This is a genomic window from Polynucleobacter sp. Adler-ghost (assembly GCF_018688495.1).
GTDB lineage: Bacteria > Pseudomonadota > Gammaproteobacteria > Burkholderiales > Burkholderiaceae > Polynucleobacter.
In genome coordinates this window covers 638,160-661,508 of record NZ_CP061320.1, presented here as the reverse complement: position 1 = coordinate 661,508, position 23,349 = coordinate 638,160, and the positions used below count along the sequence as shown (strand labels likewise).

Annotated in this window: 21 protein-coding genes; 9 read left to right on the top strand and 12 right to left on the bottom strand. The window is 47.5% G+C overall.

Translation table 11 applies throughout. The features are described 5' to 3' along the window. Positions 1–53: 53 nt before the first annotated feature. From truB to scpB, 7 genes are all read right to left on the bottom strand, one after another. Positions 54–965 (bottom strand): tRNA pseudouridine(55) synthase TruB, encoded by a 912-nt coding sequence (truB, locus tag ICV89_RS03450; protein ID WP_215309719.1) that lies wholly within the window; start codon positions 963–965, stop codon positions 54–56. Between the two features lie 6 nt (positions 966–971). Next, positions 972–1,340: a 30S ribosome-binding factor RbfA gene (gene rbfA / locus ICV89_RS03445; protein WP_015420788.1), complete on the bottom strand. Its 369-nt coding sequence runs from the start codon at positions 1,338–1,340 to the stop codon at positions 972–974. A gap of 14 nt (positions 1,341–1,354) precedes the next feature. Beyond that, entirely contained in the window at positions 1,355–4,132 is a 2,778-nt protein-coding gene (gene infB / locus ICV89_RS03440; RefSeq protein WP_215309717.1) for a translation initiation factor IF-2, read from the bottom strand. A 13-nt stretch (positions 4,133–4,145) separates the two neighbouring features. Next, complete coding sequence (gene nusA, locus ICV89_RS03435) at positions 4,146–5,627, bottom strand: transcription termination factor NusA (protein WP_046329860.1); 1,482 nt, start codon at positions 5,625–5,627, stop codon at positions 4,146–4,148. Further along, positions 5,624–6,115, bottom strand: coding sequence for a ribosome maturation factor RimP (gene rimP / locus ICV89_RS03430; protein WP_046329859.1), 492 nt, complete (start codon positions 6,113–6,115; stop codon positions 5,624–5,626). Before rimP ends, nusA begins: the two co-directional genes overlap by 4 nt. 173 nt (positions 6,116–6,288) lie before the next feature. Continuing rightward, positions 6,289–8,040, bottom strand: coding sequence for a 23S rRNA pseudouridine(2605) synthase RluB (gene rluB / locus ICV89_RS03425; RefSeq protein WP_215309715.1), 1,752 nt, complete (start codon positions 8,038–8,040; stop codon positions 6,289–6,291). Positions 8,041–8,046: 6 nt separating this feature from the next. Then, positions 8,047–8,772 (bottom strand): SMC-Scp complex subunit ScpB, encoded by a 726-nt coding sequence (gene scpB / locus ICV89_RS03420; RefSeq protein ID WP_215309713.1) that lies wholly within the window; start codon positions 8,770–8,772, stop codon positions 8,047–8,049. 200 nt (positions 8,773–8,972) lie between these two features. Between scpB and ICV89_RS03415 the strand changes: the two genes are divergently transcribed. The 3 genes from ICV89_RS03415 (at position 8,973) to ICV89_RS03405 (ending at position 10,486) form a co-directional block, all read left to right on the top strand. After that, positions 8,973–9,887 (top strand): patatin-like phospholipase family protein, encoded by a 915-nt coding sequence (locus tag ICV89_RS03415; RefSeq protein ID WP_215309711.1) that lies wholly within the window; start codon positions 8,973–8,975, stop codon positions 9,885–9,887. A gap of 73 nt (positions 9,888–9,960) precedes the next feature. Further along, positions 9,961–10,236: a BrnT family toxin gene (locus ICV89_RS03410; RefSeq protein ID WP_215309709.1), complete on the top strand. Its 276-nt coding sequence runs from the start codon at positions 9,961–9,963 to the stop codon at positions 10,234–10,236. Next, positions 10,214–10,486 carry a BrnA antitoxin family protein gene (locus tag ICV89_RS03405; protein ID WP_215309707.1) on the top strand — a complete coding sequence of 91 codons (273 nt, stop codon included), beginning with the start codon at positions 10,214–10,216 and terminating at the stop codon, positions 10,484–10,486. The genes ICV89_RS03410 and ICV89_RS03405 overlap by 23 nt, the downstream gene beginning before the upstream one ends. An 11-nt stretch (positions 10,487–10,497) precedes the next feature. On the opposite strand, the gene ICV89_RS03400 is transcribed toward ICV89_RS03405, so the two are convergent. The 5 genes from ICV89_RS03400 to ICV89_RS03380 all read right to left on the bottom strand — a co-directional run bounded on the left by ICV89_RS03400 (position 10,498) and on the right by ICV89_RS03380 (position 16,952). Next, the gene (locus ICV89_RS03400) at positions 10,498–11,181 is read right to left on the bottom strand and encodes a C40 family peptidase (protein WP_215309705.1); all 684 of its coding nucleotides are present in this window, start codon (positions 11,179–11,181) and stop codon (positions 10,498–10,500) included. A gap of 137 nt (positions 11,182–11,318) precedes the next feature. Next, positions 11,319–12,986 carry an ABC transporter ATP-binding protein gene (locus ICV89_RS03395; protein ID WP_215309703.1) on the bottom strand — a complete coding sequence of 556 codons (1,668 nt, stop codon included), beginning with the start codon at positions 12,984–12,986 and terminating at the stop codon, positions 11,319–11,321. Next, on the bottom strand, positions 12,983–14,008 hold the full coding sequence (locus tag ICV89_RS03390; protein WP_215309701.1) for an ABC transporter permease: 1,026 nt from the start codon (positions 14,006–14,008) through the stop codon (positions 12,983–12,985). The genes ICV89_RS03395 and ICV89_RS03390 overlap by 4 nt, the downstream gene beginning before the upstream one ends. Beyond that, on the bottom strand, positions 14,005–15,069 hold the full coding sequence (locus tag ICV89_RS03385) for a microcin C ABC transporter permease YejB (RefSeq protein ID WP_215310303.1): 1,065 nt from the start codon (positions 15,067–15,069) through the stop codon (positions 14,005–14,007). Before ICV89_RS03385 ends, ICV89_RS03390 begins: the two co-directional genes overlap by 4 nt. Positions 15,070–15,080: 11 nt before the next feature. Then, entirely contained in the window at positions 15,081–16,952 is a 1,872-nt protein-coding gene (locus ICV89_RS03380) for an extracellular solute-binding protein (protein ID WP_215309699.1), read from the bottom strand. A gap of 50 nt (positions 16,953–17,002) precedes the next feature. On the opposite strand from ICV89_RS03380, the gene fabI reads away from it, so the two are divergent. The 6 genes from fabI to ICV89_RS03350 are packed head-to-tail and all read left to right on the top strand — an operon-like array spanning position 17,003 to position 23,347. Further along, positions 17,003–17,788: an enoyl-ACP reductase FabI gene (gene fabI, locus ICV89_RS03375; RefSeq protein WP_215309697.1), complete on the top strand. Its 786-nt coding sequence runs from the start codon at positions 17,003–17,005 to the stop codon at positions 17,786–17,788. Beyond that, entirely contained in the window at positions 17,785–19,110 is a 1,326-nt protein-coding gene (gene chrA, locus ICV89_RS03370) for a chromate efflux transporter (RefSeq protein ID WP_215309695.1), read from the top strand. The genes fabI and chrA overlap by 4 nt, the downstream gene beginning before the upstream one ends. Before the next feature lie 31 nt (positions 19,111–19,141). Then, the gene (locus tag ICV89_RS03365; RefSeq protein ID WP_215309693.1) at positions 19,142–20,026 is read left to right on the top strand and encodes a MaoC family dehydratase N-terminal domain-containing protein; all 885 of its coding nucleotides are present in this window, start codon (positions 19,142–19,144) and stop codon (positions 20,024–20,026) included. A 12-nt stretch (positions 20,027–20,038) separates the two neighbouring features. Continuing rightward, positions 20,039–21,409 carry an MmgE/PrpD family protein gene (locus tag ICV89_RS03360; RefSeq protein WP_215309691.1) on the top strand — a complete coding sequence of 457 codons (1,371 nt, stop codon included), beginning with the start codon at positions 20,039–20,041 and terminating at the stop codon, positions 21,407–21,409. A gap of 40 nt (positions 21,410–21,449) precedes the next feature. Beyond that, positions 21,450–22,295: a CoA ester lyase gene (locus ICV89_RS03355; RefSeq protein WP_215309689.1), complete on the top strand. Its 846-nt coding sequence runs from the start codon at positions 21,450–21,452 to the stop codon at positions 22,293–22,295. Between the two features lie 59 nt (positions 22,296–22,354). After that, positions 22,355–23,347: a tripartite tricarboxylate transporter substrate binding protein gene (locus tag ICV89_RS03350; protein WP_215309687.1), complete on the top strand. Its 993-nt coding sequence runs from the start codon at positions 22,355–22,357 to the stop codon at positions 23,345–23,347. Positions 23,348–23,349 lie beyond the last annotated feature (2 nt).

The window sequence follows — 23,349 nt, the reverse complement described above, 5'->3', positions numbered from 1 at the left end:
AAGAATATGAAATTCGGGTTAGTTAAGGTTAATCAATTAATAAGTCAAAAATGTTAATGGGCGGAAGAAATCAAACGCTTGGGATGCAACACCCCAGAGCGCCAATCTCCAGTGCCGATAAAGTTATGTGGAGCAGCAGTTGCGCGATAGATACGTACTAGCGCTTCTATCGAGGTTAAATTGAGTGGGACTCGCTGCCCCATCTCTAAACGTTTTGCCTGCTGCTCATCTACCGTTAGATGTGGCAAGGTTTGTAACAGTGCATCGACTGGCAAGATGTAGCTTGAGCTTTCTTGCAAGCCCTTCTGAATCGATTCGATTGTGAAAGACTGTTCTAAAGTGAGGTGACCCACTTCAGTACGGCGCAAGCCAACCAAATGCGCACCACAACCCAAAGCTTTGCCAATATCTTCTGCTAAGACACGGATGTAAGTACCTTTGCTACAGCTCACTTCTAAAGTGGCTTCAGGCCAATTGATATTGGTCCAGCGAATGGCGTGAATCGTAATATTTCGTGGGGCACGCTCTAACTCAACACCAGCACGAGCATATTCATATAAAGGTTTGCCATCGCGCTTGAGCGCGGAATACATTGGCGGAACCTGACTAATAGGACCAGTAAATGCGGGCAATAATGACTCTAGCGCTAACTTTAAGGCAACTTCATCAGCAAATACTGGGAGCGGCAACTCTTCAATGATGAGGCCTTCAGCATCGCCAGTATCAGTGCGCTGACCAAATTTCACTTGAGCGATGTAAGTCTTATCAGCCTCCAATAAATCCTGAGAGTACTTTGTTGCTTCACCCAAACAAATGGGGAGTAAGCCTGTAGCCATTGGATCCAAGGTGCCCGTGTGCCCAGCTTTTTCCGCATTGAATGCACGCTTCACAGCAGTAACGGCTCCTTGCGAGCTCATACCAGCAGGTTTATCAAGCAAGACAACGCCATCGATACGTACAGACATAGCTATTTACGCGTTCTCGTCTTTGCGATCACTATCCACCGCTTGATCAATTAAGCGAGACATTTCGATGCCATGCTCAACAGAACTGTCGTAGTGGAAATGCAGGGTTGGCACAGTATGAATATGCAAACGCTTAAACAATAAAGAGTGTAAGTAGCCCGCTTTATCCTGTAGCGCCTTCAATGCTACTTCAGGCTCAGCGCCCAAAACAGTGAAGAAGACTTTTGCGTGCGCCAAATCTGGCGTAAGTTCAATACTTTGTAAAGTAATCAAACCTAGGCTCGGGCTACGCAATTCACGAGGAATCAGCTCGGCCAGGTCTCGCTGAATTTGATCGGCGAGACGCTGGTTACGATGAGGGCTAGTTTTATGCATTAACTGGGTAGCTCTTAAAGTGTTCTAGCAACTTCAGTCACTTCAAATGCTTCTAGTTGATCGCCCTCTTTGATGTCGTTGTAGCCTTTTAATGACAAGCCACACTCAACACCGGCACGAACTTCTTTTGCATCATCCTTAAAGCGCTTGAGAGAATCCAACTCACCACTCCAGACCACTACATTGTCACGCAAGAGGCGAACACTAGAGTTACGCTTAATCACACCATCGAGCACCAAGCAACCGGCAATCGCGCCAACTTTAGATACCAAGAAGACTTGACGAATCTCCACCATACCGGTGATTTCTTCTTTCTTATCTGGTGTCAACATGCCGCTTAAGGCTGCTTTCACTTCATCAACTGCGTCATAAATAATGTTGTGATAACGAATATCTACACCATTATTTTCAGCCAACTTACGCGCCGCACCATCTGCGCGAGAGTTAAAGCCAATGATTACTGCCTTAGAAGCCACTGCCAAGTTCACGTCAGTTTCAGTAATGCCACCGACTGCCGCGTGAACGATTTGAACCTTCACCTCTGCAGTAGAGAGCTTTTGCAATGACTGTGACAATGCCTCTTGAGAACCTTGTACGTCGGCTTTAATGATCAGCGGCAACAACTTCGCTTCAATTGCACCCTCTTCCATGTTTTCCATCATGGTTTCGAGTTTGAAGGCTTGCTGTTTCGCTAGCTTCACATCACGGAACTTGCCTTGACGGAACAGTGCAATCTCGCGTGCTTTACGCTCGTCAGGAACCACTTGTACTGATTCACCAGCTGCAGGAACTTCAGATAAACCTTGGATCTCTACAGGGATAGATGGGCCAGCTTCATTGCAAGGCTTGCCGTTTTCATCCAACATCGCGCGAACACGGCCGTAGGTTGAGCCGGCTAACAACATATCGCCACGCTTGAGCGTTCCAGACTGAACGAGAACAGTTGCAACTGGACCACGCCCTTTATCCAAACGCGCCTCAATCACTAAGCCTTGTGCCGGAGCCTCTTTAGCTGCTTTGAGTTCCAAAACCTCTGCTTGTAAGAGTACGTTCTCGAGCAATGCATCGATACCATCACCCGTTTTGGCAGAAACACCAATAAATGGCACATCGCCACCGTATTCCTCAGGCACTACTTGCTCAGCTACCAATTCCGTTTTGACACGCTCTAAATTGGCCTCAGGTTTATCAATCTTATTAATTGCCACAACGATTGGAACACCCGCTGCTTGAGCATGGTGAATCGCCTCTCTGGTTTGTGGCATCACGCCATCATCCGCTGCAACCACCAAGATCACGATATCCGTTGCCTTGGCACCGCGAGCACGCATTGCCGTAAAGGCTTCGTGACCCGGAGTATCCAGGAAGGTAATCATGCCGCGGGGAGTTTCAACGTGATAAGCGCCGATGTGCTGAGTAATACCACCAGCTTCGCCAGTGGCAACCTTAGCTGCGCGAATCTTATCAAGCAAAGATGTTTTACCGTGGTCAACGTGACCCATCACCGTAACTACGGGTGGACGCGGCAATAACTCTGCATCGTGACCAGCTGTACCCAAATCTAAATCGGGGTCATCTAACTTAGCAGCATGCGCTGTGTGGCCCATTTCCTCGACGATGATCATTGCCGTATCTTGATCCAAGATCTGGTTAATGGTGACCATCTGACCCATACCCATCAAGAGCTTAATCACTTCTGCACTCTTCACAGCCATAGCGTGTGCTAACTCAGCAACGGTAATGGTTTCTGGGACATTGACATCGCGCACAATAGCTTCAGTAGGCACTTGGAAATTGGTGTCGACATTGGCTTCAGCAATTTGACGTTGCTTTCTTCTGCCGCCGCCTGAACGCCAACCACCTACACCACCTGAGCTATCACCACGAGTCTTGAGACCACCTGGTTTTTTAGCGCCTTCTTCTTGCCAAGTAGATGAAGTCTCTGCAGATTTAATCGTCTTACCACCAACTTTAGCAACTGCTTTTTTCTTATCCTCAGCACCCTCAACCTTGGCAGGCTTATGTAGAGTACCTTTTTTAGCTTCTTCAGCAGCAATTTCACTTGGCGCCTTAAGAACACGCGCAGGTGTACTCATCATGTCGCGAATTGCTAAAGCTTCAGCCTCAGCAGCGGCACGGCGTTTAGTGATATCCGCCAATTGCACTTTATTAGCATCAGCAATATCTTTAGCAGCCTTGTCAGCTTTCGCTTTCTTTTCAGCAGCTTTAGCTGCTGCAGCATCTCCGTCTGCCTTAGCGGATTTCTCAGTCGCTGGCTCAGCTGCGCTTGCAGCCGCTGCAGCATCAGCCTCTTTTTGGCGAGCATCTTCTGCTGCTTTCATTTCAGCTTCTTGACGAGCCAATAACTCAGCTTGACGCGTAGCTTCTGCAGCGCGTTTTTCTAACTCTTCAGCAGATAAGATGGGTTTAGCGGATGCTGCAGAAACAGCTTTCTTGGCTGCTGGAGCAGGAGTCTCTTCAGGAGCTTTATCTCCTGCTTTAACGAGCACGCGCTTTTTACGAACCTCAACCTGAACAGTGCGAGTACGCCCAGCAGAATCTGCCTGACGAATCTCAGAGTTTTCGCGCTTGATTAGGGTAATCTTTTTACGACTACCCGTATCTGCACTGCCATGCTCTTTTTGCAAATGCTCAAGCAGGACAATCTTGTCCTTTTCGGTAATGCTGTCGTCCTCAGAACCTTTTTCAATACCGGCAGCCTTCAATTGCTCTAGAAGGTCTGGCGCGGTACGTTTTAATTCTTTAGCGAGTACTTTTACTGTTGTTGCCATGTACTACTTCCTCTCATGAAGTAAACCAATGTTCGCGCGCTTTCATGATGAGCGTTTTCGCGGTTTCTTCGTCAATTTGTGTCGCCTCAACTAGCTCATCAACAGCCAGTTCAGCTAAGTCGTCACGGGTATGAACTTGATTGTCAGCAAGCTTAGCAACCAGTTCAGTGGTCATTCCCTCAAGGGAACGTAAATCTTGTGAGACTTCGCCAACGCGCTCTTCCTTAGCCAATTCCATGGTCAAGAGAGAGTCACGCGCACGAGTACGCAATTCGTTTACGGTGTCTTCGTCAAAAGAGTCAATTTCCAACATTTCAGAAAGGGGTACGTAAGCAACCTCTTCTAATGTATTGAAACCTTCTTCGATCAAGATATCAGCAACTTCTTGGTCAACGTCCAATTTGTCCATGAACAATTGACGTACAGAAGCAGCTTCTTTTTCAGTTTTCTCAGCAGACTCTTCTGGAGTCATGATGTTGATCTGCCAACCAGTCAGTTCGCTAGCCAGGCGGACGTTCTGTCCACTACGGCCAATCGCAATTGCCAAGTTCTCTTCATCAACCACCACATCCATAGCGTGACGCTCTTCGTCAACTACGATGGAAGAGACTTGTGCTGGTGCTAAGGCACCAATCACAAACTGCGCTGGGTCTTCAGACCACAACACAATATCTACCGCCTCGCCAGCCACTTCATTACGAACTGCAGTAACGCGTGTACCACGAACGCCAACGCAAGTACCGATTGGATCGATGCGCTTGTCGTAAGTAATCACAGCAATTTTTGCACGGATACCAGGATCACGTGCTGCGCCCTTAATCTCCAATAAACCTTGCTCCATTTCTGGAACTTCGTTCTCGAATAACTTGATCAAGAAATCTGGGCAAGTACGTGAGAGCTCAATCTGTGGGCCACGGGCTTCACGATCTACTTTCAAGATGTAAGCACGAACACGATCACCAGAACGGAGGTTCTCTTTAGGAATCATTTGATCGCGACGCAGCAGGGCTTCAACGCGACCAGACTCAATAATCAAACCATTTTTGTCAGCACGCTTCACGGTACCAGTCATGACTTTTTCGCCACGCTCAAGGTAGTCGTTCAGAATCTGCTCACGCTCAGCATCACGAATACGTTGCAAGATCACTTGCTTGGCAGCTTGTGCGCCAATACGGCCAAAGGCTAAAGATTCGATTTGCTCTTCAATGTATTCGCCAACTTCCATATCTGGAAATTGTTCGAGGGCTTCGAAATGCAGAATTTCTTTATCAGGCTCTTGGAGACCTGCTTCATCAGGAACAACCAACCAGCGACGGAAGGTTTCGTATTCACCAGACTCGCGATCAATCGATACACGGATATCCACATCTTCTGTCGGATAACGTTTCTTAGTAGCTGATGCCAACGCCATTTCTAGCGCCTCAAACACAATCGCTTGATCTACGTTCTTTTCACGCGCTAAGGCGTCTGCCAACATGAGAACTTCTCGGCTCATGACTTTCTTCCTTTGAAATCAATAACAGGGACCAACCGAGTCTTATCGACCTCGGCTAAAGAAAACTCCAATTGAGACTCAGCGCCATCAGCGCCTTCAAACAACAAACCAAATTTCGCATCGGGTGAATCCAACTCACCACTCAGCAATCCTTGCAACACACCACGAAACTTCTTGCGATCGCCAGCGGCAACTCGCAATTTCAAATCCACTTCCATTCCGGAAAAGCGCTCGTAATCAGCCGCTGATTTAACAGGGCGATCTAGACCAGGAGAAGAAATCTCTAGACGCTCAAAGGGAATGTTTTCTACTGGCAATGTGTAGCTCAGTTGATGACTTACCTTTTCGCAATCCTGGACATTAATCAAACGCTCATAATCCGGGTTTTCGATCGTGACACGCAGCAAACCTCCGGCTTCACGCTCGATATCAACTAGCGTGTACCCTAGGTTTTCTACCTCTGCAGAAATAATCCGCTGATCCTTCACGAATACCCTTCAATCCAAAACGGCAAAAAAAAATGGGCTTCAAAGCCCATATTCTCGAAATTCAGAACAGGCCGACTTACGTTGATCGCAACATCAGTCGGTAACAACTTAAAACAGCAGCAAACTGCTGTAAGTCCAAAATTATAGCCGATTTAGAGGAAAACTCATGAAAATCAGAAGCTTTCGCTTGGATTTCGCGGTTTTCTAGGACCTTTATTGAAGGGTTTGCGCCCTTTTGGAGCCCCCCGTTTAGGGCCATTTCCTGGAGTTTGAGGGCTTGCCGTTACAAAAGCAGACTGTCCGTGATGGACTTTTTTGCCTTTATTACGGTTCTGGCCCTGACCGCCTTGGCCACCACCTTGACCACCTGCGCCTGGACGTCCACCCTGAGTACGACCCCGGAAAGGACCACGCCCCTCGCCAGAACCACCACCGCCAGGTTTACCACCCCGACCTTGATGGGTGAGAGAACCATGACCACTGGCCTGGGTTAAAGCATCCCGTGAACCCCAATAAGAAACCGAGGTTTGCATTGGGTCTGGCTGAAAATCCCCACTGGAGGCGGGATTACGGTCTCTTCCATGAGATCCAGAACTGGGGCCACGACCCTTATCTTGGGGTTGAGGCATTTTTAAGCCTGCAAACTTCATTAAGTTATAAATACCGCCAGCCTCAATCTCTTCCCACTTACCCCGCCTCAAACGTGGAGGCAATAAGAAAATCCCGTAACGAGTACGAATCAAGCGAGAGACGACATGCCCAACTGCCTCGAACATGCGACGTACCTCACGGTTACGACCTTCAGTCAAAGCAACGTGGTACCAACGGTTTGCACCTTCCCCGCCACCCATAGAAAGACGTAAGAATTTGGCTTGGCCATCATCTAAGGTAATACCACTCTTTAATTGAGCCATATTTTCTTGACTCAAATCACCCAAAATACGAACAGCGTACTCGCGCTCAACACCGTAACGAGGATGCATCAAGCGATTTGCCAGCTCACCTGAAGTTGTAAATAGCAAGAGGCCTTCAGTATTAAAGTCCAAACGCCCCACTGCAATCCAACGTCCTTGACGTGGCTTTGGCAAACGATCAAATACAGTTGGACGACCTTCTGGATCAGATTGACTGACGATTTCACCAGAAGGCTTGTGATACATGATCACGCGTGGCGGCTTGGTCTGAATCTTGCGATGCACAGGCTTGCCGTTAATACGCACCTGATCGGTCGGCCCGATACGCTGGCCAATATGGGCTGGCAAGCCATTCACGGACACACGTCCTTGAATAATCAAGTCTTCCATATCGCGACGTGAACCCATGCCGACATCAGCTAATACCTTGTGCAACTTGACAGTATCTTCGTCGTCAGCTTCGTCGTCCAAGCCATCCAAGTCTGACCAAACTTCATCACGCAAGCTGAGTGGCAAGTCATCGATGTTGGCAAATTGCAAGCTACTCATCTCATCATCGCTAGGTGTATCGGCATCATCGTCATGACGGACACGTTGTGCGCGACGCTCTGCACCAGTTTGATGAGAAATCTCATTCTCATTCACACCATCTGGGTTTTTAACTTCAATGACCTCAGGCGCATCTAATGCGGCATCGAATTCTCCAGAGACTACTGAAGCAAACAAGGCTTCGCTTTCTGCCGGATTTGGTGCCAGCTTGGCAGCTGCGTGGTTAACGCCATCGCGCGCACCACCAGGGTCGCCCTCGCGACGAGGACGATCCTTGTTAAATGGACGTTTCTTATTAAACGGCTTACCAGCGCCCGCACCCTGACGGCGTGGACGACGTGGACCACCCTCACGCCCTTCGCCTTTTGCACCCTCTGAATGATTGGGCGCAGACTCAGAACCAGTGGAGTTGTCCGATGTAGATTTAATCGGAGATGAATCGTTTTCGTTATGACTTGTCATTAATAATTATTTTGGTTCGTCTGATTTGTCTTCAGACTCTGGAGTAACTGCTTCTACTGCTTCACTTATCTCTTCGCTAATCGATTCGTCGTCTACCGATTCATCATCTGTTAACTGAATGATGGGTTGACCGTTTTCATCTAACTCGATGACCGTCTCAACAGTAGCGCTAGGATCAAATTCCATGACCGCCTGACCTAATTGCGCAGCTGCAGCCATCGGTGCAGCATCCTCTAACATTGGCAGGCTTTGTAAATTAGTCAGACTGAGGTCGTCTAAAAATTGCTTAGTTGTGGCATATAAACCAGGACGACCGATGGTCTCTTTGTGGCCAATCACCTCAACCCAACCCCGATCCTCTAACTGCTTCATCACATTGCTACTGACTGCAACACCACGAATCTCTTCAATCTCGCCACGTGTCACCGGCTGACGGTAGGCAATAATCGCCAAGGTTTCCATCACCGCACGAGAATACTTTGGCGGCTTTTCTGGGGTCAAACGATCAAGATATTCACGCATTGCTAAGCGGCTCTGAAAACGCCAGCCAGTTGCAATATGAACTAACTCCATGCCTTTATCTTCCCAGGCTTTTTGAAGCTCCGTAAGAGCATGATCAATTTCACCAGCGGCAATATCTTCCACAAATAAGCGCGTCATATCAGCAACTGTGAGTGGTTCTTGCGCGCACAAGAGGGCTGTTTCAATTACGCGTTTATTGTGATCATCCATAAAATTCGGGCTATCAGGCATTGGCCTGATGAGACTATAAAAATGTATTTCAGTAATGGGTTGGTAGTGTTCTGGTGGCACTTTTAGCTACTGCGGGCAATGCATCCACAAAATCCACTTGGGAGAGCTACCCGCGCTGAAACGAAGTCTTTTTCGCTCACCGTGTAACCATTATAAGGGAGGCTCAATACAATAGCTATATGCACGAAATTACAGCCCTACCCCTTCTTTCATCCCCTGAGATCGATGCAAGACGTCGTTTTCTGGGCTTAGGCCTAGGTTTAGGGGCTCTCCTTGGGGGCTCGAGTCTGGCCGGTTGTAGCTTAATGAGTAGTCGCAAGCCTGTCATTGGCCTTGCATTAGGGGCGGGTGCCGCCCGAGGTTTTGCCCATGTGGGCGTTATTAAGGCATTAGAGGCACAGGGTATTCGACCCGATATTGTGGTGGGCAGTAGCGCCGGAAGCGTTATTGCGGCATTACTTGCCTCTGGTGCTACCGGAAATGATCTCAATCGGCTCGCCTTAAGTCTTGATGAAGCCACCATTGCCGACTGGGGACTCCCTTTTGCGGGAAGATTTGGCGGCCTCATTAAAGGGGACGCCCTGCAAAACATGGTGAATCGTGAAGTGCAAAATAAGTCTATCGAGCAAATGCGGATACCCCTAGGGATTGTGGCGACTGAACTGCAATCTGGCAAAGGTATTTTGTTTCGCTCTGGCAATACAGGTCTGGCGGTGCGCGCCTCTTGCAGCGTTCCGGGTGTATTCCAGCCAGCAGTCATTAGCGGCAAAGAATATGTTGACGGCGGCTTAGTTGCTCCAGTACCAGTCAGTTATGCCAGACAGATGGGCGCAACGCTGGTGATTGCGGTCAACATCTCATCAGAGCCTGTTCATCAAGATGCCAGCGGAACCTTTGGCGTTATGCAACAAACCATATCCATCATGCAGCGAAGTATTAATCAATATGAGCTCAAGAGCGCCGATATTGTGATCACGCCCCTACTCAAACAAATGAGTAGCGGCGACTTCAAATCCAGAAATGCCGCCATCCTTGCTGGCGAGGTTGCAGCACAGGAGCAAATGGGGTTGATTAAGGAAAGGTTGAAGCAGTAAAACCTCCCCACATCCCCACGTCATAAGCATGGTATATTTCCATATATCTGATTGTAACTACAATTAGATATATATGGAGATTACCTATGATGACCATAAAAACAAAAGAAATCTAATAGAACGAAATCTCTCATTTGAGGAGGTTATCGAGTTTGATTTTGAGGGCGCAAGACTTTCTGTGGATGAGAGAAAAGACTATGGAGAAATCAGAATACGAGCAATCGGTTTTTTGCGATGTCGATTGCATACACTAGTTTTTACTGAGACCGAAAAGGGAATACGAGTCATTAGCTTTAGAAAAGCAAACAAGCGGGAGCTCACTGAATATGAAAAACAAATCCAAAATTAATGGCGAAAACTTCGAGTGGTCAGCTGAAGAGCTCAGAAAGTCAAAAACATTTAAAGAGCTGCCAGAGTCGCTACAAGCTAAATTAGCCTCTCGAAAACTTAGAGGGGCTCAAGTTTTACCAACGAAAGTATCAACTACCATTCGCTTGTCTAGCGACGTAGTCGAAGCATTTAAAGCATCCGGGTCGGGATGGCAAACTAGGATTGATTTAGCGCTAAAAGAATGGCTAAGGGAGCATACACTCGCTTAGCTAGATAAAAATCAAAGGCTACGGGACTTACGCTTGAGCTTATTGACTTCATTGAGCAACTCTTGACGCTCTGCATCACCCAAATTGTCACTACCGTCTAAGCGGCGAGCACCATCAAAGCGCTTATCCCAGTAAAGGCTACCAAGATCGTCTACACGCACACTGGTACCTTTAGATGGAGAGTGAATAAATTTATTGTCACCAACATAAATACCGACATGAGAGAAAGTTAAGCGCATGGTGTTAAAGAACACTAAGTCACCAGGTTGCAATTCTTCACGAGTAATCGGTTTGCCCACTCGGCTCATTTGAGTCGATTTGCGTGGCAATAAAAAACCTAGCTTATCTTTAAAAACATAGCCAACAAAACTACTACCGTCCAAACCTGATTGCGGCAACTCAGCATCCCAGCGATAACGCACTCCAATCACTTCCATAGCGCGATTAATTAATTCATCTGATTTGCCGGTAACGGAATCTGCCAAACGATCTGACACGCGGGCGAAGTAAGACCTACCTGCCTGAAACATGGTTTCTTTAGGAGTCTCTTTAACAACTTCTGCGGACGAATCTTTTGCAGTATCGGCAACAGCGTCCACAGCTCGCGCGGGATTCGCAGCCAATGTGATTGCAATCAGCGCAGCGATCGGCAACTGCAGAATCAGCGTTGGCAAGAGGTCTTTTTTAAGGGACATCACTCGATTCTAGCAAAGAAGGCCCATTTCACCAAGTGCTAAGCCTGAGATAACTCTTTGTTTTCAATAGTGTATTTGCCATTATGGGGCGTAAATGCACCACTTTAGCCCCTTGTAGAGCCTATTTAACTGAGCTCTTAGCTCAGTTCAGCGGCTGCAAAAAGCTCTTTGGTGTAAGTCTGACGAGGGTGCTTAATGAGGGTCTCAGTATCACCAAACTCCACCACCCTACCCTCTTTGAGCACCATCACCTCATGCGACATTGCCCGAATGACCGCCAAATCATGACTAATCATCAAATAAGCTAAGTTGTATTTTTTCTGGAGCTCCGTCAGCAATGCGAGCACCTGTTTTTGAATCGATACATCTAATGCTGAAGTTGGCTCATCCAATACCAAGATCTGCGGCTTCAGAATCAAAGCACGAGCAATGGCAATGCGCTGCCTCTGACCGCCAGAAAATTCATGGGGATAGCGCGTGAGAGCGGAACGATCAATTCCCACCTCTCGCAAAATATCGAGAACGCGGGACTCACGCTCCGCTGCAGACAAATTCGGAAAATGCACATCCAAACCCTCTGAAACAATTTGCATCACATTCATGCGCGGAGAAAGTGAGCCAAATGGATCTTGAAAAATCACCTGCAAACTCGAGCGCATGGCTCGGCGATCCAATGGTTTTAGCTTTTGCCAATCTTTACCCAATACATCTACTGTGCCCGTGATCTCTGCTGCAGAATCACCCAACAAACCTAAAACTGCCATACCTAAAGTGGTCTTACCTGAACCAGACTCCCCAATGACACCGATAGTCTGTCCCTGCTTGAGCTCAAAGCTCACCTTTCGTAAGACCTGATGACGCGGAGATTTTTTAAACCAAGAGGTGGACTCTGTGCCAGGATAAGAAACAGATAAGCTCTCCGTCTTTAATAGGACGGGTGCCAAAGGCATTACTGGTGCTAAGTTGCGCACAGGTTCGCTGTTGACCAACGCTTTTGTATACGCGTTATCCGGATGCTCAAAGACTTGCTTTGTAGGCCCTACTTCCATTGGGTTGCCCTGATTGAGAACGGCAACACGCTGAGCAAAATGCTTTACTAAATTAAGGTCATGGGTAATTAATAAGATCGCCATGCCACCGTGATCCTTAGACTCCTCCTGCAACTCTTTGAGTAAATCTAAAATCTGCAAACGCAAGCTCACGTCCAAAGCGGTAGTAGGCTCGTCTGCAATGAGTAATCTGGGTTTACAAGCCAAGGCCATTGCAATCATGGCGCGTTGGCGCTGTCCACCAGATAGCTGGTGAGGATAAGAATGAAAGCGTTTTTCTGGCTCCGGAATACCCGTCTTCTTAAGCAGTTCAATTGCAGCAGACATTGCGTCAGGCTTAGAGATCAATGGCTCATAAATCTGCACTGCCTCAACAATCTGATTGCCGATAGTAAACAAAGGATTGAGCGCAGTCATCGGCTCCTGGAAGACCATGGCAATCTCACGACCACGAATTTCACGAATAGCTTGTATTGGTAGGTCTAGCAAATTCACAGAAGGATTACTAGCATCTGCACTCTGGCCACTCCACAAAATTCGACCAGATGTTTTTGCACCCTCTGGCTCAAGGCGCAGTGGCGCTAAAGCAGTCAGCGTCTTACCTGAACCGGACTCTCCAACTAGGGCAATGCGCTCACCTACCCCAATCTCTAAATCAAGATGGCTCACAGCAAATTTTTCACGCCGACCTGAACCAAAAGAAATTGAGAAATCTTCATAGCGCAGGAGTGGAGCTGTGCTTTTCACGGAACTCATGAACGGCCTCCACTCATCGCGCCCGACTTACGAGAATCAAAGGCATCACGTAAGGCCTCGCCCATAAAAGTGAGTAAGAGTAAGGTGGCTACTAAAACAACAAAGGTGGATAGTGAAATCCACCACGCATCTAAATTACTTTTTCCTTGGGAGAGTAATTCACCAAGACTCGGCGTTCCTGGTGGCACACCTAAACCTAAAAAATCTAAACTGGTGAGCGACAGAATCGCCGCACTCATTCTGAAGGGAAGAAAGGTAATGACAGGCGTCAGACTATTCGGCAAAATATGACGGCGCATAATTTGTAGATTGGTTAATCCCAATGCTCGGGCTGCACGAACATACTCTAGCGCGCGATTACGGAAGAACTCTGCACGCACATAGTCAGATAAACCCATCCAACCAAATGCTGCTAGCAGAATAATCAAGAGCCAAATACTCGGGTTAAAGATGGAGGCAAAAATAATGAGTAGATATAACTCTGGCATCGCTGACCAAACCTCAATCAATCGCTGAGAAACCAGATCGAACTTACCGCCAAAGAATCCCATTAAAGAGCCGGTGATGATGCCCACGCTAACGCCAACAATGGTGAGCGCCAAACCAAACAAAATTGATAAACGAAAGCCATAAATTAAGCGCGACAAGACATCGCGCCCTCGATCATCAGTACCTAACCAGTTATCTAACGATGGTGGTGCAGGATTTGGAACCTTTGAAAAATAATTGAGCGTTTCATAGCTATAGGGAATAGGCGGATAAATTGCCCAATTACCATTGCTGGTAATGTTGTGACGAATATCCGGATCTAGAAAATCGGTGGGCGTCGCAAAGTCACCACCAAATACTCGCTCAGGTTGTGACTTCACAATAGGGAAATAGAATTTTCCTTCATAGCGAACGACCAAAGGTTTGTCATTCGCAATCAGCTCTGCGCCCATAGAAAGACCAAATAGGATCATGAAGATCCACAGGCTGACGTAACCCATACGACTATTTTTAAATCGGTACCAGCGACTCATGAGCCACCTCCCGCACCAAACTGGATGCGCGGATCAATGTAGACATAGCAAAGATCCGAAATCAACTTCGTAAACAAGCCAATCAGCGTAAAGAGATAGAGCGTTCCGAAAACCACTGGGTAATCACGTCGCATCACGGACTCATAGGAAAGCAAACCAAGTCCATCTAAAGAAAATAAAGTTTCGATCAGGAGCGAGCCAGTAAAGAAAGCGCCAATAAATGCCGCCGGAAATCCAGTCACCAGGGGAAGAAGCGCATTGCGGAACACATGTTTCCACAGCACTTGTTTTTCAGTAAGACCCTTGGCTCTCGCAGTCAATACATACTGCTTACGAATCTCCTCTAGGAAGGAGTTTTTAGTCAGCATAGTGATCACGGCAAAGCTACCTAAGACTGAAGCGGTAATTGGCAAAACTAAATGCCATAAATAATCCATTACCTTACCCATCATGCTGAGCTCACTCCAGTTATCTGAAGTTAGCCCTCGTAAAGGGAATATCTGCAAGAAACTGCCGCCACCAAAAATGACGAGCAAAAGCACACCCAATACAAAACCTGGAATGGCATAGCCCACTAAAATCATCGTACTAGTGACCGCATCAAAGCGAGAGCCATCCCTAACTGCCTTAGCTATACCTAAGGGTATCGATACTAAATACGTCAGAAAGAAGGTCCATAAACCAATGCTGATAGACACAGGTAATTTAGAAACCACTAACTGCCAAACACTTTGGTGTTGGTAGTAACTCTGGCCTAAATCAAATTGCGCAAAACGCTTGAGCATCATGAAATAACGTTCTACTGGCGGCTTATCAAAACCATACAAAGCCTTCACCTCAGCCAAGCGCTCAGCATCCACTCCTTGGCGGCCACGATAATTGCTACCACCACCAGAAGACTCCGCACCACTGACTGCAGCATCACCCTTACCTTTGAGCTCTAACATCAACTGCTCAACTGGACCACCCGGTACAAATTGCACTACAGCAAATGTCAGGGTTAAGACACCTAACAAAGTAGGAATCATCAAGAGTACACGCTTGAAAATATAAGACCACATTTGTCCTTGCATTAGCGCGCCCCCGCTTTCCACCAATTAAGCAAAATCCAAGATTCAGCGGTGTAATACAAAGGCGGTTCTGGATAGCGCATCTCTTTACGATACGCAATTCGATGTGTTGGGTTGTACCACTGAGGAATGACGAAATAACTATTCCAAAGTACGCGGTCTAAAGCTCTGGTAGCTGCACGCAACTCTTCACGCGTTTGCGCTTTCACAATCGCATCCACCAAAGCATCAACTACGGGTGATTGGACCCCAATCACATTGTCAGAACCTTTTTCTTTTGCGGCCTGACTACCAAAGCGATCCCACAATTCATTACCGGGGCTTTGTGAATCAGGGAAACGAATAGTGGTCATATCGAAATCGTATTCATCCATCCGTTTCTGATGCAAAGCAAAGTCACTGGTACGAATATCCACCGCAATACCCAGCTTCTCTAAATTACGAATATAGGATGACAAAACCCTCAAAAAGAATGGGCCGTCTTCGACCATCTCAAAACGAAAAGGCTCGCCCTGCATATTCCGCAAGGCACCATCGCGGTACTGCCAACCAGCTTGAGCCAATAAATCACGTGCCTTGCGCAGATTCTGACGCAGACTATCGGGCGAAGCAGTTGAAGGTGCGGCCGGCATTGCATCAAAGACAGCATCAGGCACCCATTTAGGGTATTGCGCTTTCAGGGGCTTGAGTAATTTTAATTCCGCTTCAGTGGGTTTACGTGGGCCATCGAAATTGGCACTCAGATCACTATTGGTAAAGTAACTATTGATACGACTATATTGCTCAAAGAAGAGTTGACGATTCAACCACTCAAAGTCGAGCGCATAACCCAAGGCTTGGCGAACACGTGGATCCTGAAAAATCGGTCGACGTACATTCATCGCAAAACCTTGCATGCCTGCCCCATTGTGATTGAGAAAAGCTTTCTTTTCTAAGGTGCCATCATTAAATCTCGGGCCCACATAACTCTTAGCCCAATTCTTCGCGCGGTACTCTACCAATGCGTCAAACTCTCCAGCCTTAAAAGCTTCTAGACGAACTGCATCATCGCTATAGAGTTTGTAGTTCACGCGATCAAAGTTGTAAAAACCAACACGGACATTGAGTGGCTTATCACTTTGATCAGCCCAGTAATTGGGGTTACGTTTAAAGATCATGGTCTTACCAGCTTTATAAGACTCGATCACATATGGACCGCTTGCTATCGGGTGCTCAAAAGTCAACTTATCAAATGGGGTAATACTGCCATCGGGTTTCTTACCCCAGTTGCGAGAGAACACAGGCAAAGTTCCCACCATTACCGGTAATTCAGGATTACGGTTCTTAAAGTCAAAACGGATCACGCGATCCGAGACCACTACCGCCTGCTTCACATCGGCATACACCGTTTTAAATTGTGGATTGGCAAGTGAGCTCATCAAGGTATCAAAGCTGTGCTTTACATCGCTAGCCAAGATAGGATTGCCATCTGAAAATTTCGCCTCAGGACGGATCCGAAATATTACCGACATCTTGTCGGGCGCCACTGCAATATCCTCCGCAATCAAACCGTAGGCACTTGAGACCTCATCGGCACTCCCCACCGCCAAAGACTCAAACATCAGCTGAGCGATACCAGGGGCAGTCACGCCACGCAGGGTAAATGGATTGAACTTATCAAAGCTCGTTCGCCGATCGGGGTTAGGCAAAGTTAAGGTGCCACCCCTGGGCGCCTGGGGATTGACGTAATCAAAATGGCTAAATCCATCAGCGTATTTGGGTTTACCGTATTGAGCGATGCCCTGCGCACCATGAGCCGAATTCAGCACCACCCCAGCCAGTAGGGCTAAGAGTAGCAAATTGGGGATTTGGCAGATGGCGAGGAGCATGGACATATATGCAACAATTGTAGATAGCAAATCATATTTGAAGCAAAGGACACTATATGGGCTTTCTCGCTGGCAAAAAAATTCTGATTACCGGCCTTCTTTCTAACCGCTCTATTGCCTATGGTATTGCCAAAGCATGCCACCGCGAAGGGGCTGAACTGGCCTTTACCTATGTTGGTGAGCGCTTTAAAGACCGTATTGTCGATTTTGCTAAAGAATTTAATACCGAACTGATTTTTGACTGCGACGTTGGCAGTGATGAGCAGATTTCTGCCCTTTTTAAGGATTTAGCTAAGACTTGGCCGCAGTTTGATGGCTTTGTCCATGCGATTGGCTTTGCACCACGTGAAGCCATTGCTGGAGACTTTTTAGAAGGTCTTTCTCGTGAAGGCTTCAAAATCGCTCATGACATCTCTGCCTACAGCTTCCCCGCGATGGCGAAAGAAGCCTTGCCCATGTTGCGTGATAAATCCTCTCTATTGACGCTCACTTACCTCGGTAGCTTACGTAACGTTCCCAACTACAACACCATGGGACTTGCGAAGGCCTCACTAGAAGCCTCGGTACGCTATATCGCTGGCTCGGTTGGCCCTAAAGGCATTCGCGCTAACGGAATCTCTGCTGGCCCAATTAAAACCTTGGCTGCTGCTGGCATTAAAGGCTTCGGGAAAATTTTGGAAGCGGTTGAGCAAACTGCCCCCATGCGTCGTAATGTCACGATTGATGATGTTGGTAATACCGCTGCCTTCCTATTGTCTGATTTAGCAAACGGCATCACCGCTGAAATCATTTACGTCGATAACGGCTTTAGCCAAGTGGTTGGTGGAATGGAAGAAGTTTGATCGTTCCACTGCGTGAGGCTCTGAAGTTTTGGGCCAAGCTGGGTTTTATTAGTTTCGGTGGGCCAGCAGGACAAATCGCAGTCCTTCATCAAGAGCTGGTTGAAAAACGTCGCTGGATTTCTGAGCGGCGTTTTTTACATGCACTCAACTATTGCATGCTGCTGCCTGGGCCTGAAGCGCAGCAGTTGGTCACTTATATCGGCTGGCTGATGCATCGCACCTGGGGTGGTGTTTTAGCGGGCACCCTCTTTGTTCTTCCTTCTCTCTTTATCTTGATTGGTTTGTCTTGGATCTACCTGACCTTTGGTCAAGTCCCTTGGATTGCTGCCATCTTTTTTGGCATCAAACCCGCGGTCACTGCCATCGTCCTTCATGCCGCAGTACGTATTGGTAAGCGCACGATTCACAATCAAGTATTACGTTGGATTGCGCTCGGATCCTTTCTGGCGATCTTTGTTTTTAATTTAGCCTTCCCAATCATCGTTATCTTTGCTGCAGTGATGGGCATCTGGGGTGGTAAACGCTATCCGGAATATTTTCAGCAAATCGCTACTCACGATCAATTGAGTGGAGCACATGCTCCCGCATGGATTGATGATCACACTCCTACTCCCGACCATGCCAAGTTTTCCAGAAAGAAACTGGCGCTGCATAGTTCAGTTGTTCTCGTTCTCTGGTTCATTCCGTTGATTACTCTCATACTGATCTTTGGCTGGAAAACGCTCTACCCACAAATTGCCTGGTTCTTTACCAAAGCCGCCTTTCTCACCTTTGGTGGCGCTTATGCAGTTCTGCCCTATGTCTACCAAGGCGCAGTAGATCAATTCCATTGGCTCAGCGCTGGCCAGATGATGGATGGTTTGGCGCTTGGAGAAACTACTCCAGGACCACTCATCATGGTCGTAGCTTTTGTTGGTTATCTTGCTGGCCACATTCAACATTGGATTGGTAATAGCAATCCATTTTGGTTTGGAGTGCTTGGGGCTTGCGTTGCCACCTGGTTTACTTTTTTACCTTCTTTTTTCTTAGTACTGATTGGCGGTCCCCTCATTGAATCTACCCACGGCAAGCTGAGCTTTACTGCGCCCCTGACCGCCATCTCTGCGGCGGTAGTTGGCGTCATCGCTAATCTAGGTCTGTTCTTTGCGTACCACGTCTTTTTTCCACATGGTCTTGGTGGTTCAATCTCATGGATTTCGATTGTGATTACCGTACTTGCAGGTTTAGCACTCTTTAGATACCAAAAAGGGGTGATTAGCGTATTGATCGGTTCAGCCCTAGCTGGGCTTCTGAGTCATTTACTAACTACTTTATTGATCTAGCGAGGCCATATTGAGGGTTGAAATTGGCATAATGGAACTTATGCGAATCGAACCCCAAACTATTACCCATCTCCAAGAATGGCTCGGTAAAACTGAGACCCTTCAAGACGTCGTCACCGCTGTACCTGTCAAAGCTTTATCAGCAACGCTCGATCGATCTGATGCCGCGCCCGTTACCGGAAGCTTTCTACCAGAGCTATGGCATTGGCTTTATTTTTTACCTTGCGCTCTTCAATCAGAAATCGGCCCTGATGGGCATCCAAAGCGTGGCGGCTTTTTGCCCCCAGTACCATTACCGCGTCGCATGTGGGCTGGCAGTCGCATTGAATGGTTAGCCCCTCTAGCAGTGGGCGATAAAATTGAGCGCGTCTCCAAAATTGAATCCGTTACGCACAAAGCGGGTCGTACTGGCGACCTCATCTTTGTATTGGTAAAACATGCCATCTCCAATCAAAATGGCTTAGCCTTAGTTGAAGAGCATGACATTGTGTATCGCGATGCTCCCGGGCAAGACGACAAGCCAGTTGCGCCAACACCAGCTCCTTCAGGAGCGACTTGGTCTAAAACAATTACTCCTGATGATGTTTTGTTATTTCGTTACTCAGCACTGACATTTAATGGTCATCGCATTCATTACGATCGCAAATACGTTACTGAAGTAGAGGGCTACCCCGGCTTAATTGTTCATGGCCCTTTAATTGCAACTTTATTAGTAGATCTTGTGCGACAAAGTATTTCAGGCTGTAGGCTCAAGAGTTTTGAGTTCCGCGCCATTCGCCCTACTTTTGATATCAATATATTTAAGGTGAGCGCTAAGCCTGATTTAGAGAAAGATCCTTCTGGAAAAACGATCTCCATTTGGGCGGAAGATCATGAAGGCTGGCTCACCATGCAAGCCAGTGCTGTTTTAGCCTAGGAAATGATCTCAATGACCACTCCACACTTAACTAAAGCCTTAGCTACATTTGCCTCTGAATTAAAGATTGGGGATATTCCCCAAGAAGTGATTGCGCGCACCGAAGATTTACTGGTAGATTGGTTTGGCTCTGCGATTGCCGGCAAAGGTTCACGCCCAGTAGAAACGATCACGCAGTTTGCGCAAAACATGGGTGGCTTTAATACCGCCAATCCTGGTACCGCTGAAATTCTGATTAGCCGTAAGAACTCAAGCCCTTTTTTAGCGGCGCTAGCCAATGCCGCAGCATCACATGTAGCCGAGCAAGATGATGTGCACAATGGCTCCGTCTTTCATCCAGCTACCGTGGTATTTCCTGCAGCATTAGCAACAGCACAAACGATTGGTGCCTCAGGTGAGGATCTGCTGGTTGCTGCGGTTGCTGGCTACGAAGTCGGTATTCGAGTTGGAGAATTTCTAGGTCGCTCACACTACAAGACATTTCATACGACCGGTACTGCTGGTACCTTGGCTGCCGCCGCTGCAGTAGGTCATCTTCTCAAGCTCAACCCCACTCAAATGCTGCACGCCTTTGGTTCAGCCGGCACCCAATCTGCTGGCCTTTGGGAATTTCTGCGCGATGCCGCCGACTCTAAACAATTGCATACTGCCCACGCTGCCGCTACTGGCTTGATGTCAGCTTACCTAGCGCAATCCGGCTTTACTGGTGCTGAACACATTTTGGAAGGTAAACAAGGCTTAGCGGCTGGGATGTCAAGTGATGCGGATCCCAGCAAGCTGATTGATCGATTGGGTAGTCGCTGGACTACTGCTGAGACGAGCTTCAAATATCACGCCTCATGTCGTCATACGCACCCTGCCGCAGATGCCTTGTTACAAGTCATGTTGGCACATCACCTTAAGCCAAGTGATATCGCCAAAGTAGAAACTTTGGTTCATCAGGGCGCAATCGATGTGCTGGGCCCAGTGACTGATCCTGCAACTGTTCACCAATCTAAGTTCTCTATGGGAACTGTATTAGCCTTGATTGCGCACTATCAATTCGCAGGGCTACAAGAATTTGATCAACACTTTCATGATCAAGCCATTTGCGCGTTCCGTGATCGTGTCACCATGATTCTGGATCCTGAAGTGGATGGCGCCTACCCTCAACGCTGGATTGGCAAAGTCAAAGTCTATTTAAATAGTGGCGAGGTTTTAGAGGGCCGCGTTGATGAACCCAAAGGCGATCCCGGCAACACTCTGAGTCGCACTGAAATTACTGACAAGGCTATGCGCCTTGCTGCATTTAGTGGCGGCGCAAACCCAAATGAGATGAGTACTGCTATTGAGCGCTTGTGGAATATCCGCAAGCAGTCCAAGATAGGTATGTTGATCTCCTAGCTTATTTTTTCTTCACCACCTATTTAATAAAGCCGCATACATGAATCCACTCGATACCCCCATCGGCTTTAGCAGTACTTTCTTATTCGTTCCGGCGACGCGCCCCGAGCGATTTGCTAAAGCACTCGATAGTGGTGCCGATGGTGTCATCATCGATTTAGAGGATGCAGTTGCCCAGGAAGATAAAGAATCTGCCCGGACAGCAATACGTGCAGCTTGGCCTTCATTTACTGCAGAACAAAAAAAGCGTCTGATTATTCGTTCAAATTCTCCTGGCAGTCATTTTTATGCGGCAGATCTTATCTTGGTACAAGAGTTAGATGTAGCTTGCTTACTCATTCCCAAAAGTGAGTCTCTCGATCAAATCAATGGCGCTGCACAAATCCTTCCAAACACAGCCATCATTCCAATGATTGAGACTGCCATCGGTCTTGATCGCCTCAATGAAATTGCAAACTCTGAACAAGTATTGCGCCTAGCATTAGGCAACATCGATTTGCAGGCAGACTTAGGTATGGTCTGCGATGCACAAGAGACTGAACTGCAAACTGCGCGCTTTCAGATTGTGTTGGCCTCACGCCTAGCCCAAATTGCCCCTCCAATTGATGGGGTTACTCCTTCTACTGACAATATAGAGCGCATCACCGATGATGCTGAGCGCGCTAAAAGAATGGGCTTTGGTGGCAAGCTGTGCATTCATCCAAAACAGGTTTCCTTAGTGAAGGATTCCTTTATGCCTACTGCTGCGGAGGTATCTTGGGCTCATCGGGTCATCGAGGCTGACAAGGCGTCTAAAGGAGGCGCCGTGAAATTAGACGGCCGCATGATTGATCGTCCAGTTGTGCTACTGGCCCAAAGAACTCTGGCGATTGCTGGTAAACCCTAAAGCCGATAGGATTTAATAGTGGCAAAATTGGCTCGCATTACACATTAACGGAGACTTCAATGAAATTTAAAAAAACCCTCTTTGCTGGAATTGCTGCAGTTGTCAGCGCCAGTACTTTATTGGGTAGCAATATTGCATCTGCTCAAAAGGATTGGCCTACAAAATCAGTTCAATTGGTTGTTCCATTTGCAGCTGGCGGCCCGACTGACACTATCGCACGCTTAATTGCTGTGCCCATGGGTCAGGCCTTAGGTCAAACAGTGGTGGTAGAGAACGTGCCTGGTGCTGGCGGTACAATTGCCTCCACTAAGGTGGCTCGCGCAGCTCCAGACGGCTACACCATCTATATTCATCACATGGGTATGGCAACAGCAAATGCGCTGTATGACAAGCTCCCATACGACCCAATGACTAGCTTTGAGTACATCGGCCAAGTTGCTGACGTGCCAATGGTATTGCTCGGTAAAAAAGATTTGCCAGCTAATAACTTTAAAGAGCTTGAGGCTTACATTAAAGCCAATGGTTCCAAAGTAACGATGGCTAATGCGGGTCCAGGCGCTGTGTCACAGCTATGCGGCTTGCTATTTCAAAGTCGTATGGGTGTTCGGTTAACCAATATTCCTTACAAAGGAACTGGCCCAGCTTTAACTGATCTTCTAGGCGGTCAAGTTGACCTCTTATGCGATCAGACAACACAAACTATTCCTTACATCAAAGATGGCCGTGTAAAAGCATTTGGCACTACTACGATGAAGCGTTTGCCAGCCATTCCTAACGTTCCCACTTTGAACGAACAAGGCCTCAAAGGCTTTGAAGTGAAAGTATGGCACGGTGTGTATGCTCCAAAAGGTACTCCAAAACCAGTTTTGGACAAAATCAATGCTGCACTCAAGAAGGCATTAAATACTCCTGATGTGAAGAAGCGATTGGATGATGCCAACATTGATATCGTATCAATGGATAAAGTGTCCGCCAATGGTCTCAAGGATCACCTCGATAAAGAAATCAACGTCTGGGGTCCAGTCATTCGTAAAGCGAATATTCCAGATTAATT